At 43.1% G+C, this 15,691-nt stretch carries 14 protein-coding genes; 8 read left to right on the forward strand and 6 right to left on the reverse strand.

The genetic code is table 11. The features are described 5' to 3' along the window. Positions 1-105: 105 nt before the first annotated feature. The 3 genes from ACQ4LT_RS07235 to ACQ4LT_RS07245 form a co-directional block, all read right to left on the reverse strand. The gene (locus ACQ4LT_RS07235) at positions 106-2,013 is read right to left on the reverse strand and encodes a TonB-dependent receptor plug domain-containing protein (protein WP_445665358.1); all 1,908 of its coding nucleotides are present in this window, start codon (positions 2,011-2,013) and stop codon (positions 106-108) included. 228 nt (positions 2,014-2,241) lie between these two features. Then, on the reverse strand, positions 2,242-4,272 hold the full coding sequence (locus ACQ4LT_RS07240) for a prolyl oligopeptidase family serine peptidase (protein WP_445665359.1): 2,031 nt from the start codon (positions 4,270-4,272) through the stop codon (positions 2,242-2,244). A 46-nt stretch (positions 4,273-4,318) separates the two neighbouring features. Then, the gene (locus tag ACQ4LT_RS07245; protein ID WP_445665360.1) at positions 4,319-5,671 is read right to left on the reverse strand and encodes a M20/M25/M40 family metallo-hydrolase; all 1,353 of its coding nucleotides are present in this window, start codon (positions 5,669-5,671) and stop codon (positions 4,319-4,321) included. A gap of 163 nt (positions 5,672-5,834) precedes the next feature. Here ACQ4LT_RS07245 and ACQ4LT_RS07250 point away from each other — a divergent pair, with 163 nt between their 5' ends. Further along, positions 5,835-6,482: a CPBP family intramembrane glutamic endopeptidase gene (locus tag ACQ4LT_RS07250; RefSeq protein ID WP_445665361.1), complete on the forward strand. Its 648-nt coding sequence runs from the start codon at positions 5,835-5,837 to the stop codon at positions 6,480-6,482. 53 nt (positions 6,483-6,535) lie between these two features. Here ACQ4LT_RS07250 and ACQ4LT_RS07255 read toward each other — a convergent pair whose 3' ends face one another. The 3 genes from ACQ4LT_RS07255 to ACQ4LT_RS07265 all read right to left on the reverse strand — a co-directional run bounded on the left by ACQ4LT_RS07255 (position 6,536) and on the right by ACQ4LT_RS07265 (position 9,165). Further along, positions 6,536-7,183 carry a LexA family protein gene (locus ACQ4LT_RS07255; protein ID WP_445665362.1) on the reverse strand — a complete coding sequence of 216 codons (648 nt, stop codon included), beginning with the start codon at positions 7,181-7,183 and terminating at the stop codon, positions 6,536-6,538. A gap of 183 nt (positions 7,184-7,366) precedes the next feature. Further along, positions 7,367-8,842: a dihydrolipoyl dehydrogenase family protein gene (locus ACQ4LT_RS07260; RefSeq protein WP_445665363.1), complete on the reverse strand. Its 1,476-nt coding sequence runs from the start codon at positions 8,840-8,842 to the stop codon at positions 7,367-7,369. Beyond that, a complete protein-coding gene (locus tag ACQ4LT_RS07265) occupies positions 8,839-9,165 on the reverse strand; it encodes a hypothetical protein (RefSeq protein WP_445665364.1) in 327 nt (108 codons plus the stop codon). The genes ACQ4LT_RS07260 and ACQ4LT_RS07265 overlap by 4 nt, the downstream gene beginning before the upstream one ends. A gap of 300 nt (positions 9,166-9,465) precedes the next feature. Between ACQ4LT_RS07265 and ACQ4LT_RS07270 the strand changes: the two genes are divergently transcribed. From ACQ4LT_RS07270 to ACQ4LT_RS07300, 7 genes are all read left to right on the forward strand, one after another. After that, a complete protein-coding gene (locus ACQ4LT_RS07270) occupies positions 9,466-9,801 on the forward strand; it encodes an arsenosugar biosynthesis-associated peroxidase-like protein (RefSeq protein ID WP_322574660.1) in 336 nt (111 codons plus the stop codon). 63 nt (positions 9,802-9,864) lie between these two features. Beyond that, positions 9,865-10,914: an arsenosugar biosynthesis radical SAM (seleno)protein ArsS gene (arsS, locus tag ACQ4LT_RS07275; RefSeq protein WP_445665533.1), complete on the forward strand. Its 1,050-nt coding sequence runs from the start codon at positions 9,865-9,867 to the stop codon at positions 10,912-10,914. Positions 10,915-10,928: 14 nt separating this feature from the next. After that, positions 10,929-11,549: a TIGR04282 family arsenosugar biosynthesis glycosyltransferase gene (locus tag ACQ4LT_RS07280; protein ID WP_445665365.1), complete on the forward strand. Its 621-nt coding sequence runs from the start codon at positions 10,929-10,931 to the stop codon at positions 11,547-11,549. Continuing rightward, positions 11,549-12,235: a TIGR04283 family arsenosugar biosynthesis glycosyltransferase gene (locus ACQ4LT_RS07285; protein WP_445665366.1), complete on the forward strand. Its 687-nt coding sequence runs from the start codon at positions 11,549-11,551 to the stop codon at positions 12,233-12,235. The genes ACQ4LT_RS07280 and ACQ4LT_RS07285 overlap by 1 nt, the downstream gene beginning before the upstream one ends. Before the next feature lie 87 nt (positions 12,236-12,322). After that, the gene (locus tag ACQ4LT_RS07290) at positions 12,323-12,490 is read left to right on the forward strand and encodes a hypothetical protein (protein ID WP_445665367.1); all 168 of its coding nucleotides are present in this window, start codon (positions 12,323-12,325) and stop codon (positions 12,488-12,490) included. 140 nt (positions 12,491-12,630) lie between these two features. After that, positions 12,631-15,030 (forward strand): DUF5686 family protein, encoded by a 2,400-nt coding sequence (locus ACQ4LT_RS07295; protein WP_445665368.1) that lies wholly within the window; start codon positions 12,631-12,633, stop codon positions 15,028-15,030. Between the two features lie 90 nt (positions 15,031-15,120). Next, positions 15,121-15,642, forward strand: coding sequence for a hypothetical protein (locus tag ACQ4LT_RS07300; protein WP_445665369.1), 522 nt, complete (start codon positions 15,121-15,123; stop codon positions 15,640-15,642). The last annotated feature ends 49 nt before the right edge of the window (positions 15,643-15,691 follow it).

Consider the following 15,691-nt stretch of genomic DNA (forward strand, 5'->3'; position numbering starts at 1 on the left):
CAGTACTAAATATTAATCTAATATATCAAAAAAAGAAAAATCCCCGCAGTGTTTCTCTGCGAGGATTCGAAATTTAGAATAAGACTTAATTTTCAGAATACCGGTTTATAATCTCCAGCTTAGCGTTCCTAATGCCCATCGACCCGGCATGCGTGCACCAAGTACATCTTGGTTATCCTGATCAAATACATTATCAATCTGGACCCCAACCGACACCTGTTGCGTGATCTCATAATTGAGCTTCACATTCCACAAGCTGTAAACTGACGATTTAAAAGCTCCAATATTTATATTTCTTGATGATTGTCGCTTCTTCCAAACCGCACTTACCGAACCTTCCACCGGACCATGGCTAACGCTTACAATTCCATTCACCAGATGTCGAGCGTAATTGGATATATATTTAGAAGCAACATCCTCACCCCCAAAAAAGTCAGTAAAGGAATAGCCCATTGTGCTATTAACTAACCAGCTGTTACCCAAATTTTTACTGATGGAAAGCTCCGTCTCTACGCCGGCCGTCGTAACGTTATTGATATTCCGGGCATACAGATAATTACCTCCGGATTGTAAATTATCATCGTTACGGATTTGTGCCGTATTTGTCATAGCGTAGTCAATCAGATTGGTCGATTCACGAACAAATCCTGTTGCTGAAAAACGTACATTCTCCCAAGGAAACAGATCAACTCCCGTTTCTCCGGACCAAGCACGTTCGGCCTGCAGCCAGGGATTCCCGACATTTCGCCCTTCGGTCAATGGGCCGGCCAAATTTGTTGAAATAAAACGTTCTGTATAGCTGGGAGCTCGAACGCTACGCCCGCCCGAACCACGCAAAATCCATTGCTCCTGCTGATACGAAAAGCTGAGCTGCGGCATCAATTCCGTACCGTAGTTATCGTCGTGATCTAACCGGAGACTCCCGGAAATCGTAATTGGAATCGTAGGTTGCCATTGCACCATTGTAAACCCTGCATAATGCCAATTACTGTGATCCCCCCTATCGTTACTTCTGATCGTCCGGTTGTCCAATTGTGCACCATAAGTAAGATCCCAGCCAGCTGATAGTTGTCGATACTGATAAAGCTGCAAAGCTCCTCGGGAGGTAGTATGATTATTACCGGGGAACTGCGGATTGAAAATAAACTCATCATTCGTACGCTTAAATGACCCTTTCATAGTTGTTACACTATTTTGGGTACTTCGCTGTAAACGCATCTGATTCCACCACATTGAAACTGTTTCGGTTGCTTCATCCAACGGACTGGCGGTATAAAAGTAACGAGCATTAAAATCGCGATAGTCGTATCCCGTTCGGAGCGCTAAATCCCAGTTATTATTTAATTTTACTCCTCCTGAAACTGAACCGTTAGCAATATTAAACCGGTTTTTATAATCATCAGCTAACTCTTGTCCGGGACTTTGATGCCACATACCGCCTCCGCTAATACGGTAGCTCTCATTGCTGAGATAGAATCCGCCTCGCCCCATCTTGAGATCATTCTGTCCATATCCCCCTTTAATGCGGGCATTTGTTTGTTTTTCGTTCGACTGACTGCCGAATGTATGGGTAATTATGTTTATTACACCTCCCACAGCATCCGCACCATATTGTGCTGCCGCCGGACCGTGCAGGACTTCAATACGTTGAATTTCGTTCGGGGCCACTGGAATATTCGAATTAAAATGAGCCGTAAGCGGATCATTTATCCGCATGCCGTCAACCAGTACCAATACCTGTGAAAACGTGCTGCCACGCATGCTAAAATCCGACTGCGTGCCAAAGGCGCCGCGTGACTGTACCTCTATGCCAGATATATAACGAAGAAGCTCATCGGGGGTATGAGCAGGAGTATCTTCAATCATCTGTGCCGATATTGTTGAAATATTACGGCCTGAGCCCGCTGCCGTTTGTGGTACCCTGCTGGAAGAGATTACCACCTCTTTTGAAACTACCAGCGTATCTAACGTTTGAGCCTCCTGGGCTTGGGAGGACTGAGAAAATCCTGTCATCAAAAACAAGAAAATTAAAATTGATAAAAATATCGTAGATATAATATTCCTATTTGATAAGTCCATTCTTAAAGAGATTTTTTTGATAGATCCTTTTTTTGAAGATGCTGAAGATATTAGGGACAATACTATATTGAAAGAAAAAATCTCCGTGTTCTATTCTAAACAAAAACCCCGATGAGACGATCCCATCGGGGCTAATGCACAAAAATAAATATTAATAAACGGTTAGTGATTACCGAACCATTCTAAAATATGTGCTACTTTACTCATCAAATTGCTTGGGCGACTGGCAATGCCATGTCCCGAGCCTGGAATTCTAACCATAGCCGACTCTACCTTCTGCAGCTGCAGCGCGGTATAATACTGCTCGGTCTCTGACATTGGTGTTCGATAATCCTCTTCGCCCGTCAGCAACATAGTCGGCGTTGTAACATTACCCACCAGCGAAATGGGAGAACGATCCATATAGTGATCACGATTTTCCCAAGGAAAACCAGGGAACCAATATTTATGGTACGAAGAACCATCTGACGTCAACACAAAACTATACCAATTGATCACCGGTTTAGCCACTACTGCTGCATTAAAGCGATCGGTCTTGCCAATGGCCCAGGCCGAAAGCACTCCACCACCGCTTCCTCCGGTAATATAAAGGCTGTCAGCATCCACATAGCCTTTGTCGATTACCGCATCCACACCCGACATCAGATCGTCGTGATCTTCGCTGGGATAATTTTTATCGATATAATTGCCAAATGCTTTACCGTAGCTGGTACTTCCACGCGGGTTAGTATATACGACCACGTATCCTTGGGCCGCCATCAATTGTAATTCGGCTGTAAAGCGATCGCCGTAATTGGTATGCGGACCGCCGTGAATCTCCAAAATCAAGGGATATTTTTTATCGGAATCAAAGTTGGGTGGTTTCACAATCCAGCCCTGAATCTGCTTGCCATCATATGACGATTCGTACCAAATTTCTTCGACCTCACCCAACGTTTTATGACCAAAAAGATCTTCATTCACCTTGGTAAGTCGTTTCATTTCACGGTTGCGCCCGGCAACGGCCACATCACCCGGGTGGTACGGCGTAGCATAGGTATAAGCGATATTTCCATTAGGTGCTACCGTATACGATCCACTTCCATACGGACGACCAATCGTGGTCCCCCCGCGATTATCCGCAACTTTTTGCACCTCGTTATTTCCGTTTAGGGATATAAACCCGATCTTGCCATTGCCCTCATCATCATACTGCAAGTACAGTCCGTTGCCATTTTCAGCCCACTGCACATTACTCACACTCCGATCAAAATTATCTGTCAGTGCTTGTTTTCCGGAACCATCCGTATTCATCACATATGCATTGCTGAGCTGATAGCTGTCCATGTTATTATCATAACCCAAGTAGACAATTTGCTCACCATCCGGCGAAACCACAGCTCCATAATCCGGACCGCGCCGATCGGTAAGCTGCGTCATTTCTCCATTATCAACCGAAACCTTATAAAGCTCGGTATCACGCTCCTTGTATTGCCAATCTTCTTTTCGGTTGGATGAGATAATCAAATACTCACCGTCTGCCGTCCACTCGGGCGAACTGTGGTCATAATCCCCCTTAGTAATCTGTCGCGGAGTACCGCCTTCAGCCGGAATCACAAACACATGCGTAAAACCATCCTTTACAAATCCGGAAGAACCGTCTCGTCGGTATTCCAGATCGTCAATAACATTTGCGGGCTCCGCCCAATCTGCGCCATTGGGCTTACCGGGCAGTGAAACCATCGGCTTTTCATCACGAGGTACAAACATCGTAAAAGCAAGATATTTGCCATCAGGCGACCAGCTAATCGAACCCGGTGACTGTGTCAGGTTGGTAATCTTAGCCGTTTCGCCGGTATCCATCCAACGCATATACAGCTCACTTGAACCACTTTTTGTAGATGCAAACACCAATCGATCTCCACTGGGTGACCAGCGCGGCGAAAAGTTGTTATTATTGCCCGAAGTCAATGGACGATGACGACTGCCATCCGTATTAACAATCCATAAATTTGATCGTCGTCGATCTTCCATGATATCCATAAAATTACGCTGGTAGACCACCTGTTTGCCCTCAGGGGAAATCTGCGTATTGGATACATATTCCAGATCAAATACATTCTCGAGCGTCAAAACATCCGATTGGGCTTCTGCATCCATTGAAAACACAAAAGCAAAAATCGCTATCAGGAATGAATAAAGTAGTTTTTTCATGACTTTCATTATATAAATATGTGTTTAATTCTGTATTTGATAACTCCTAATCTCTGATTAAGCCCGAAGGATAAGAAACCACGCTTTCGTGTCCGTCTTTACCAACCGCCGATACTCCAAACAGATAGTTGTCAATAACGATATTTTCGAGGGTAAATTCACTAACATCGCCCACATAACGCTGACTTTCCCAGAGCGGTTGGGAGGTTGGCCGCCAGTAAATTTTATATCCCTTAACCAGATCACTATCCGACTTATCCCAGCGCAGCGTAGTTGAAGGCTCTACTGCACCACCGATCTCTACATTCTTGGGCTTTGGTGGAGCCTTCGCCAGCGAGGCCATTGCAACCGCATTCACGGCTGTTAGTTTTTTGGCGTAATCGAAATTAACGTGCTCGATAACATCACCATACTCGATTCCATCTTCAGTGCGGATATCCTGGTGCTGCTGAGTATAATTTTCATGAGCTTCCATAATACGCACTCCGGCAAATCCGGCTTCATTAAACGGACGATGATGCCCGCCGCGGCCAAAACGATCCAGACGATAAATCAGCATTGGATCCATCTGAGGCATATAAAGCTCGGTGGTTTCGTAAATGTAGCGAGCCAGCTGTCGAGATATACCATCATTCTCACCACCATAAAAGCGTTTCATCTGCAGTTCACGCTCAGTAGCTTGCGAAGAGTACGGCTCTGAAAAAATGCGAAATTCACGGTTGTCAATCACTCCGTCAACACCTTCAATATTTCCAATCATATCATTGTTGAGTACGCCAATAATTTCCCAGCCTTCTTCTTTGGCCATCTCTGCCATATGGCGTCCGCCATAAAGTCCCTGCTCTTCGCCCGACAATCCGGCGAAAATAATACTATTATTAAACTCATAATTTGATAACACCCGCGCGGCCTCAATTGCGCCCGCCATGCCCGAGGCATTATCATTGGCGCCGGGTGCATCAATGGTATCGTTCATCACATCCGAAGCGCGACTGTCAATATCACCGCTCATAATTACGTAGCGATTGGGATGCGTATTGCCCTTTAATACGGCATAAACGTTAACCACCCAAGTATCTTCGTCGATACGGCTGTCGGGATCTGCTTCTACAAGCGTTCTTTGCTCCCGGACCTCCAGGCATCCACCGCACTGATCACTAATCTTTTCAAATTCCTTTTTTATCCAGCGGCGTGCAGCACCAATACCGCGTGTGTCAGAAGTCGTATCCGACATGGTATGACGTGTTCCAAAACCGGCCAGGGTTCGGATATCCGACTCCAACCGATCAGCACTTACGGCATCAATAATGTCATACATCTGGGGATCGATGGTGAGGTCTTGTCCATTTGCAGACCAGGCAAACAACAATAACAACGGAAAAAGTAAAAGACGTTTCATAGTAGTATTTGGAGAATTAATTAAAAGAGAATATCTGTTGTTCTCAGTTAACTTAATTATTTCATACCATTATGCGAATCCATTTTACAAATTAATACTTTTGAAATCACTGCATGAGTTTTCATAATAAGTCTATTTCGCGTTTTCGATTGAATACCCTGATATGATTAACAATAACAATATCAACCAACAGCCTGAGTCTGATACATCCGAACACATACCCAGCCGAGAGCTTTTAATCCTCTCCATTATATCGGCCACTGCTTACCTGCTACTTGCCTTTCTAATTTACCGATATGTTCACGAGGAAAATATCAAAACTGCTTTTGAACACGGCTATCCCGTCACAATTCAACTTCTCATCGGGTTTGTATCTGGTGGCATCGCAGCCGGTATAATCGGCCTCATTATAAGTCGGCCACCGGTTTCAGACATCCTGCATGATTTTTATATCGTTGATATGGTTTCAAAACTGCAACTTACCAGATTTGATCGGATTCAGCTCTCAGCATTCGCCGGGGTGGGTGAGGAACTGCTCTTTCGGGGAGCCATACAGCCCCTTCTCGGCATATGGTTTACTTCTGTAATTTTCATCGGCATCCACGGCTACTTTAAATTCAAGTCCGTGGGACATCTTCTGTTTGGGGCGATGATGTTTGGCCTAAGTATGATGCTGGGCTACCTGTTTGAATCTGCAGGACTGATTGCTGCTATGAGTGCCCATGCTGTTTATGATATCATCATGCTACAAATGGTACAGTCCGATAATAGCAAAGAATCTAACCATATAGGTTTATCAGACGATAAATAATAAGTTCAATTACAAAAGTGTATTCGACAGCACACGAAGCCATGACTGTAAAGCTATCCGGATCGAAAGATTACGCCCCAATCATCCCCGTTTTTCCAGGCCTTGCCAACATACGTTCCATAAACCATGATCTTTTCCCATTCGTCAGGGGTGATATCGATAGGTTCATAGGATGGATTCTCTGGTTGCAGGGTAATTCCATCCTCTTTCTTTCGAATCGTCTTTAAGGTAGTTTCCCCACGGTAACGAATAGCTCCAATCTCTCCGTCTTTGGGCTCGCGGGGATCAATAATAATGTAATCACCATCCCGAATATCCACATCAATCATGCTTTCTCCGTCAACGATAAGGGCAAAGTAATGATCGGACTTCTCGGGATGAATCTCTACCGGCAAATGCCCGAGATTTTCGCTGATAGCCTCGTGCATAGCTCCTGCCGCAATACGTCCTTTAACGGGTATACCGGGATAAAACCCACTTAGTTCATTCCGTTTGGCCGGATGTATATCGTAATTCCCGCGACCGTGTTTAGTCAAGTAATTCTTTTTGGTTAGTGCTTGTATATGTTGATAAATGCTATTGGAAGAGCTATACCCAAACTCTTTCTGCATATCATCATAGCTGGGAAACTGTCCGTAATCTTCGTAAAAGGTTAGAATGTATTCCCAAAGTTGTCGCTGTTTGTCGGTAAGTGATTTCATGGGCGAAATTTAAAATATTATATGAATAACCATATGAATTATATAAAAAAATATATGAAATAAATAATTTTGTAAGGATTACCGTTTTCAATGGTCTTACTTAACAGATAAGCCGTTGAATAATATCAAGAGAGAGTAGTTTTTTAAGTCCGCCTTAACCGGCGGGCTTTTTTTATCTCCCAACTAAACAATGCGATCTTTGTTACTGAAATCTGGAACCGTTCCCCGATAGCCAAACACCCATTTTATCAATTTAACCATCCATGTCGACTGGCTCTGAATATACCACTGATCTGCGGCCCTGCGGACACCAAGTCCATATGTGGGATAAGGATGAATAGTATCAGCAATATTTCTGAGCGTAATCCCATTTCGCATCGCCAGTGCATATTCACTAATTAGATCACCGGCCTGCTTTCCAAAAATTGTAGCCCCCAGTATTTTTCCGTTCCACTCCTTGGCAAAAACTTTAATCAATCCTTCAGTGGACTCATCAGTAATCGCCCGATCAATTTTATCATAGGGAAACCGATAGGTTTTGTATGAGATATCATTCTCCTGTAGCTCTTTTTCTGTAGCTCCTACATGTGCCAGCTCGGGATTGGTGTAAGTACTCCACGGTACATGTTTCTGATCAATCTTCTTCGGTATTTTAAGCAGCGCATTCGTCACTGCAACTTTGGCCATATGCTCAGACATATGAGTAAACTGATACCGTCCCGTAACATCACCTACTGCATAAATATGCTTTTTATTCGTTCGACATCGGTCATCAACATTAACCCCATTCTTTTGGCGATCAATTCCCGCATTTTCTAATTGCAGCCCTTCACAGTTAGCTGTACGTGCGGCAGCAACAAGTACTTGGCCCCCCTCCCAAACTAAAGGCTCTTCGTTAATTTTTGTCTCTATCTTAATATTACCATCCGAAGTTTCCGATAGTCTTTTTACATCGGCAGAAAGCTTAAAATCAATACCCTCATCTGCTAAATACTCCTGCAGCATTCCGGCTAACTCTTCATCATCATTAGATAGAATACGTGGCAGCATATCGAAGACTGTCACCTTTGTACCCAGCCTTTGAAACGCTTGGGCCATCTCAATGCCGATAGGACCTGCTCCGATAATCGCTAAACTCTCCGGCTGTTCTTCGAGTTCAAAAATCGTTTCGTTGGTATGATACGATATTTCTTGCATTCCTTTAACGGAAGGAATCATAGGCCTACTGCCCGTTGCAATAATAATATATCGTGAAGATACCTTCCTATTTTCCTCATCCTTTACAATGCGAACAGTATGGTCATCAACAAATAATGCCTGACCGAACTCAATATCTACACCCATTCGGCGATAAATATCCGGATCATCCGCTTCTTCATAGACCTCTTCCCGCTTGGATCTGACCCCCTCCATCACAGACGAAAAATCCAGTCCTTGTGATTTTTGATAACCAAATTTTTCCGCTTCATTTATGTTCTGCGCTACTTTCGAAAGGTGTAATAATGTTTTACTTGGGATGCAGCCATGCCACGTGCAATCGCCTCCCAGCTTATTGGCTTCCACCATTAATGTTTTCGCCCCAAAATTGGCCCCTATACCCGCCGCGGTTAGCCCACCGGCACCACCGCCAATTACAAGTAAGTCATAATCGTACTTCATACATTACTGTTTTTTCGTTTATCCTTAATTCGTTGATAGGTAGAGTAGAGCCCATACGCAAGCAGAAATATGATGATCAAATAGACCCACGAAGGAATATTTTCACCTGCTACTAACAGATATAAATAAGCTGAGGAAAGACAGAAACCCGTAGAAATAACCGGTAGCGTTATCGGATTATCGTGTTTTAAATTTCTGATAATCCAAGCTACGGATCCCATAAAAAAAGGAATCGCCCCAACATAAATAGCGGCGAAAATATAGGGATTCACGCTATAATCAGCAGACAATCCCATCATCCACTCGTGCAATGTTTCTAACATCAAAGTAAAACCTACAAGTTTTATTATCTGAATTGCTACATATGCTCCTACAACATCATCAATAATGCTAAGATTATTTAGATGCTTTATCCAAGTAGCTTCTTACTATTTGCAATCTACTCTTTACGAACTACTTTTCCTCATATTTGGTTTCACACTTTTGTCGCAATAAAAATCGTAAGAAGAAAGAATCTATACTCGTCAAATTTTCTTGCATATTCTATCAGTTGGTATAATCTTTTTTCGTTGCTTTTTTATGACTGCAAATCACAGTAATACAAAACTTAAATCATATTTATAATGAGTGACAGCTATTACAATCCCAAGGATTTAAAAAAGTTTGAAGATGTTGGTGAATTTGGTCCTGAGTTAGCCGAAAAATTTTTTGATTACTATGGAGCTGTTTTTGAAGAAGGAGCACTGAGTGCCCGCGAAAAAGCGCTGATCGCATTGGCAGTATCACATACAGTGCAGTGTCCCTATTGCATTGATGCCTACACCACCGAAAGCCTGGAAAAAGGAGCCAGCGAAGAACAAATGATGGAGGCGGTTCATGTGGCTTCCGCTATTCGCGGCGGATCATCTCTTGTACACGGCGTGCAAATGATGAACAAAACCAAGGATCTGAGCATGTAAAGCCCTACAGAACCCATACTTCTATCTCACTCCAAATATTTTCAGAGCATACTACGCATTATGATCAAATCGCTTAAAACACTTAGCCACGATCTTTCAGATCCGACCTATCAGTTAGATGTGCTCAACAACTACTCAGAATCACTGCGGCAGCAGCCAAAATTTAAAGAGAAACTCGAAGAGATCGACCTCTATCCTCTTCGTCCCACCGGCATCGAAATTTTCCAGATTAATGTAGGATACATGTGTAATATGACCTGTAAACACTGCCATGTGGATGCAGGACCGGATCGTGACGAGATTATGACCAAAGAAACCCTTGAACATTGCCTGGAAGCTTTGCGTCACTCCGATATAAAAACGGTAGATCTAACAGGCGGCGCACCGGAGATGAATCCTCATTTTCGATGGTTTATCGAACAGATATCAGATCTTGGCAAAGATATCATCGTGCGGTCTAATCTGACCATCCTAACCACAGCTCCCAAGTATCAGGAACTACCGGAATTTTTCGCCAAACATGGCGTAGAGGTGACCTGTTCTCTGCCTTTTTATAATAAATCCCGAACTGATCGTCAGCGAGGGGAAGGCACATACGACCGTTCCATTGAAGCCCTTAAAAAACTTAACGAAATCGGTTACGGAAAAGAGGATACCGGGTTGGAGTTAAATCTTGTCTACAATCCAACCGGAGCGTTCTTGCCCGGCGGACAAGAGTCCCTCGAAAAAGAATTCAAACGTCAGCTCGACCGTAAGCACGACATTGTTTTCAATAATCTGTTTACCATTACTAATCTGCCTATCAGCCGATATCTTAACTTCTTGCTGGAATCCGACAATCTGGATGAATATATGGATCGGTTAATTACCTCCTTTAATCCTGCGGCTGCTAAAGGTGTTATGTGTCGCGATACCATTTCGGTAGGCTGGGATGGCACCCTCTATGATTGCGATTTCAACCAGATGCTGGAAATGCCTGTGGAAGAGGAAGCTCCGCAGCATATCAGCGAGTGGAATGAAGCCAAACTTAATGATCGAGAGATCAAGATCAATCAGCACTGCTTTGGCTGCACGGCCGGGGACGGTAGCAGTTGTGGAGGCACTACAACATAAGCAGAAACTTTATTATGGATGTCCAGAAAAATAACTCAAGTGATATTGTACTTATCGTTTTTACCAAAAATCCTGAGAAGGGTAAGGTTAAAACCAGACTTGCTAACACTGTTGGCAATAAAAAAGCGCTAAAGGTCTACCAAAAACTTTTAAGAATTACCAAGTCTGTTACAGATAAGCTGGACGTACCCAGGCAGATTTGGTACTCCCGTTTTATCGACGACGATGATATCTGGTCGGATAACAATTACGAAAAACACCTCCAAAAGGGCGACAACCTCGGCCTCCGAATGCAGCATGCATTCAAAAAAGCTTTTGCCGAGGGATATCAAAAAGTGGTGATCATCGGAAGTGATTGCAGTGCTCTTAGATCCGAATTGATTGAACAAGGTTTTCGGGCACTGGATAATCATCAGACCGTTATTGGTCCCGCCCGAGACGGCGGTTACTATCTGCTGGGAATGACAAACTTCTATCCCTCGCTTTTTGAAGATAAACCGTGGAGCACCTCTTCTGTTTTTGAAGAAACCATTCGCCAATTTGAACAAATGAACCTTTCGTACAAACAGCTGCCTGTACTCAACGATATTGATACCGAGGCAGATCTTAAAGCTTCAAACCTGCCTACTGATTAATGAGCATCAGTGTTATTATTCCCACTTTCAATGAAGCTGATTCCATAGCTAAAACTATAGAAAAAGTACGGCAGCATAGCAATGATCACATTCGGGAAATTATAGTGGTCGATGGGGGAAGTACGGATCAAACCATTGAAAGAGCCAACACCGCCGGCGCTCAAACACTCGAAAGTCCCAAGAAAGGCCGGGCGGCACAAATGAATGCTGGAGCAAAGCATGCGGAGGGAGAAATATTCTATTTTCTACATGGTGATACCCATCCGCCCACAAATTTTGACATCGCTATAAAACAAGCGGTTCATCAAAACCATCAGGCCGGATGCTTTCAACTCGGGTTCGACGATGATCATTTTCTGCTACAGTTTTACGGCTGGTTCACCCGATTCGATATTGATCTTTTTCGCTTTGGCGATCAAAGTCTGTTTATCACCAAAGACGCATTTCGCGAGCTACAGGGATTCCGGGAAGATCATATCGTAATGGAGGATCAGGAATTCGTCCGTCGTATCAAGAAAAACGTTTCCTTTACCATTCTTAATAAGGCTGTCACCACATCCGCACAAAAGTACCGGGATAATGGTGTTCTAAAGCTGCAGCTGATTTTTACTCTGATTCTCTCGCTCTATTATCTGGGAATTGAACAGGATCAACTTGTGGCAATCTACAAACGGTTTATTGATTAGCGTAAACCAATAGAGAATCTTGAAAAAATAATACGAGTGTTAAAACCAGGTAGGAAATTATTCAGTGCTTTTAGAGACAAAGATCTCATGCAAAGAAAAAGCTCGACCGTGACAGAAAATGGAGACGTATTCCAGAATCTTTATCAGCCTGATGAAGTAAAGCAGCTATTTCAGGAAGCAGGTTTTAAAGAGACACAATTACATACGAAAACAACGAATTCTGAAATAACTTTTTTAGCTGTGGGAAACCGATAAAATGTTCCCCGGCCTTAAAACTTGACTCCTCTTATTTTAATAACACTGGAAAAACCTACAGGATAAGCCCTACTTTCTGTAACATAAGATAATAATATCAGTACAAAGCTACTGTTGTTTTCAATCAAAGAAACAGATCAATGTCCGGGACCCGAAAATTATTACCTGTACTCTTTTTTCTGCTTTTTATTTGTTCATCTGTACAAGCGCAAAAAAAGATCAGCGGCACCGTCATTGATGCCCAAACACAGGAAACGCTTCCCTCTGCCAATATTCTGATTAAAAATACGTATCGCGGCACTATCACCAATAGCAGTGGCAACTTTTCTTTGATAATTCCCGATTCGCTGCTTCCCGCTACGCTGGTTATTCGCTACATCGGATATCAAACCCAACAGCTAACAATTACCCGGAACTCATCAGCAAGGCAAAATATCTCGCTAAAACCATCAGTAACCGAAATGCAGGAAATTGTAGTTACCGATGAAGATCCCGGTGTACGTATCATGCGCGAAGTCATAAAGCGAAAACAACAGTGGCGCAAACAGCTCAAATCCTATCGCGCCGAAGCCTATACCCGGCAATCACTGTCCAACGATACCGCTATTATTTCTATCAGCGAATCGGTATCAGAAGTATTTTGGGACAAAGAAAAAGGCCACCGTGAGGTACAAAAATCAAAACGCCAGACCGCCAATATTGAGGCCAGCGCAAACTTTGCGGGTGTAAGCTATCTCCCGAACTTTTATGACGATAACATTGAAATTGCTGAATTCAACTTGGTGGGCATTACCCATCCCGATGCTCTGGACTATTATAATTTTAAACTTGTGGGCCAGACCTCACTCGATGACCAAACCGTCTACGAAATTGAGGTAACACCTGCTCGAAAACTTCAGCCGCTATTTAAAGGAATGGTATATGTACTTGCAGATGAATACGCACTAATCGAAATAGATTTAACCCCTAATAAGGTTGTAACCTTTCCTCCTCCAATAAAGTCGTTCAATACAGCGTATAAACAACAGTTCAGCAATTATGGTCAGGATTTCTGGCTTCCTGTTGATGTCCGTATCGAAGGCGACATCAAAATAAAGATGGTAGGCCTCGATTTTCCAATGATCAAGTTTAAACAGCTTTCCCGTATTACCAACTACCAGGTCAACACCTCACTGCCCGATTCGCTTTATAAAAAAGAAGACAGATTCAGTGTTGACAGCACTACCGTTCAATTCGATTCATTGATTGCCCAACAGGTAAATACCGTTCCCCTCTCATCCGAAGAAGAACTGGCCTACGCTACTCTTGATAGCACCGCTACACTCGAAAAAGCGTTCAAACCCAGCGGCTTTTTAGCTAAATTTTTAGACGATGAGGAGGGTGAAGGGAATGAGTCCAACTCAGAATTCCTAAGCTTCCTGGATGAAATACCCGGTAGTATTATACCTAATGGAAAGTACAACCGCGTGGACCAAGCTTTTGTGGGATTACGCTATAATATTGATGCAACTGACTGGCTTTCCATTCGAGGTCAGGGCGGATACAGCACCGGCTACCGCGAATGGAATTACGGCGGCGGACTTACCATTGAATGGCTTCAGCGTAATTGGAGCTCAGCAACATTGGGCGGTGATTATCGCGCCGGCACCGAAACCCGATACCACTCTCATATCTATAATCCGTATTACACGATCATTCCCAACTTACTGGGCCACCAAGGCTATTTTGATTACTATCGATCGGAAGGGGTTCGAATTTTTTCCGGATGGGATTTTCCTTACAACCTCTCTATGGAGATGGGATTCAACCATCAAAACCAAACATCTCTACCCACAACTACTGCATATGATATTCTGGGCAACTCCAATAATTTCCTTTTAAACCCCTCCATCCCCGAAGGAACGCTGAAGTCTATAGATATTACCGCAGGCTATAATATAAATGAAGCCTATAACTTTGGAGTAACGGGACAGAAAAAGGTACAATTTGCTATCGAGCATTCCTCGGATGCGCTTGGCAGCGACTATGAATTTACACGATATACGGGATTCGTTTCGTGGTCATTCCCCACATTCTATCAACGCAGATTTTTAGCCAACACACTCGATTTTAATATCAAAGGCGGAACCTACAGCGGAGATCTCCCACCTCAAAAATGGGGTATCATAGATGGCACCATCGGCTCTACAGCCCCATATGGAGTACTAAAAACGATTCGAAATCGCCCCTACCAAGGACAACAGTATCTCTCCATAAATGCCGAACACAACTTCCGCACCATCCCTTTTGAACTCATAGGATTACAGGCGCTGGCAGATCGCAATATTAGTTTTATAATCTTTGGTGGAATGGCCAAGACCTGGCTGCAGAACGACAATTTTTTATCTCAATCGGGATACCAACCAAGACAAACTAATGGCACTCACTGGGAGATAGGAGCATCACTAAATGGCATACTGGATTTAATTCGGTTAGATCTGGCTACCCGTATTGACCAACCCGCTGTTCTGCTTAATATCAGTATAGCACGGCTATATTAGTTACTTAAATAACTTGGAATTTGATTCCACCTTTCGTCATTTTTTTATATACTTAGACTCATTTTAAATAGTGAATATATCTCTCCAAAAATGTTTGATCAGACCAGCCCTACAAAAATCTTATGCCTGGTATTAACCTTCATTCTCTGTGCCTTTCTAACCATTCAGTGCACAACCGAACAACCTAAAAATAACAGTGCATCCCAACAAAAAGTACAAAAAGCGAAGGAGGATACTCCTGAACTTGCAGATGCTATGGGGCAGCTACAAACATACTTCCACAAATACGCTTTAGCAGTTGAAGCAAAAAATCATGAATTAGCTACTTTTTATTTTCATGAAGTAAGAGCAGCTGCTGATGGTATTAAGGAAAATATCCCGGGCTACGAAGGGTATGATATTAAAAGATTTATGACTTTGATATTCGATCCTTCTATCGAACCCGTAGAAACAGCATTAGCTAACAAAAACTGGGATGAAGTTAGAGAAAAAACGATAGATCTTACCAACTCATGTAATTCTTGTCACAATGCAACATCCCACGGATTCGTAAAAATCACACCCGGCTTTAACAACAATCCCTTTAATCAAGATTTCTCTGCTTCCAAATAAGTTTTAGCAGACAGGCAAATATAAGGTGGGACAGCACACCATCATTTTC

The sequence above is a fragment of the Fodinibius sp. AD559 genome (assembly GCF_052712805.1).

Bases quoted from the DNA above. Each gene is read 5' to 3' on its own strand.
- ACQ4LT_RS07280 (WP_445665365.1), top strand. From the start codon at position 10,929: ATGGATGTCCAGAAAAATAACTCAAGTGATATTGTACTTATCGTTTTT.
- ACQ4LT_RS07300 (WP_445665369.1), top strand. From the start codon at position 15,121: ATGTTTGATCAGACCAGCCCTACAAAAATCTTATGCCTGGTATTAACC.
- ACQ4LT_RS07245 (WP_445665360.1), bottom strand. From the start codon at position 5,671: ATGAAACGTCTTTTACTTTTTCCGTTGTTATTGTTGTTTGCCTGGTCT.
- ACQ4LT_RS07285 (WP_445665366.1), top strand. From the start codon at position 11,549: ATGAGCATCAGTGTTATTATTCCCACTTTCAATGAAGCTGATTCCATA.
- ACQ4LT_RS07255 (WP_445665362.1), bottom strand. From the start codon at position 7,183: ATGAAATCACTTACCGACAAACAGCGACAACTTTGGGAATACATTCTA.
- ACQ4LT_RS07235 (WP_445665358.1), bottom strand. From the start codon at position 2,013: ATGACAGGATTTTCTCAGTCCTCCCAAGCCCAGGAGGCTCAAACGTTA.
- ACQ4LT_RS07290 (WP_445665367.1), top strand. From the start codon at position 12,323: ATGCAAAGAAAAAGCTCGACCGTGACAGAAAATGGAGACGTATTCCAG.
- ACQ4LT_RS07265 (WP_445665364.1), bottom strand. From the start codon at position 9,165: ATGTTAGAAACATTGCACGAGTGGATGATGGGATTGTCTGCTGATTAT.
- ACQ4LT_RS07250 (WP_445665361.1), top strand. From the start codon at position 5,835: ATGATTAACAATAACAATATCAACCAACAGCCTGAGTCTGATACATCC.
- ACQ4LT_RS07260 (WP_445665363.1), bottom strand. From the start codon at position 8,842: ATGAAGTACGATTATGACTTACTTGTAATTGGCGGTGGTGCCGGTGGG.
- ACQ4LT_RS07295 (WP_445665368.1), top strand. From the start codon at position 12,631: ATGTCCGGGACCCGAAAATTATTACCTGTACTCTTTTTTCTGCTTTTT.
- ACQ4LT_RS07270 (WP_322574660.1), top strand. From the start codon at position 9,466: ATGAGTGACAGCTATTACAATCCCAAGGATTTAAAAAAGTTTGAAGAT.
- ACQ4LT_RS07240 (WP_445665359.1), bottom strand. From the start codon at position 4,272: ATGAAAAAACTACTTTATTCATTCCTGATAGCGATTTTTGCTTTTGTG.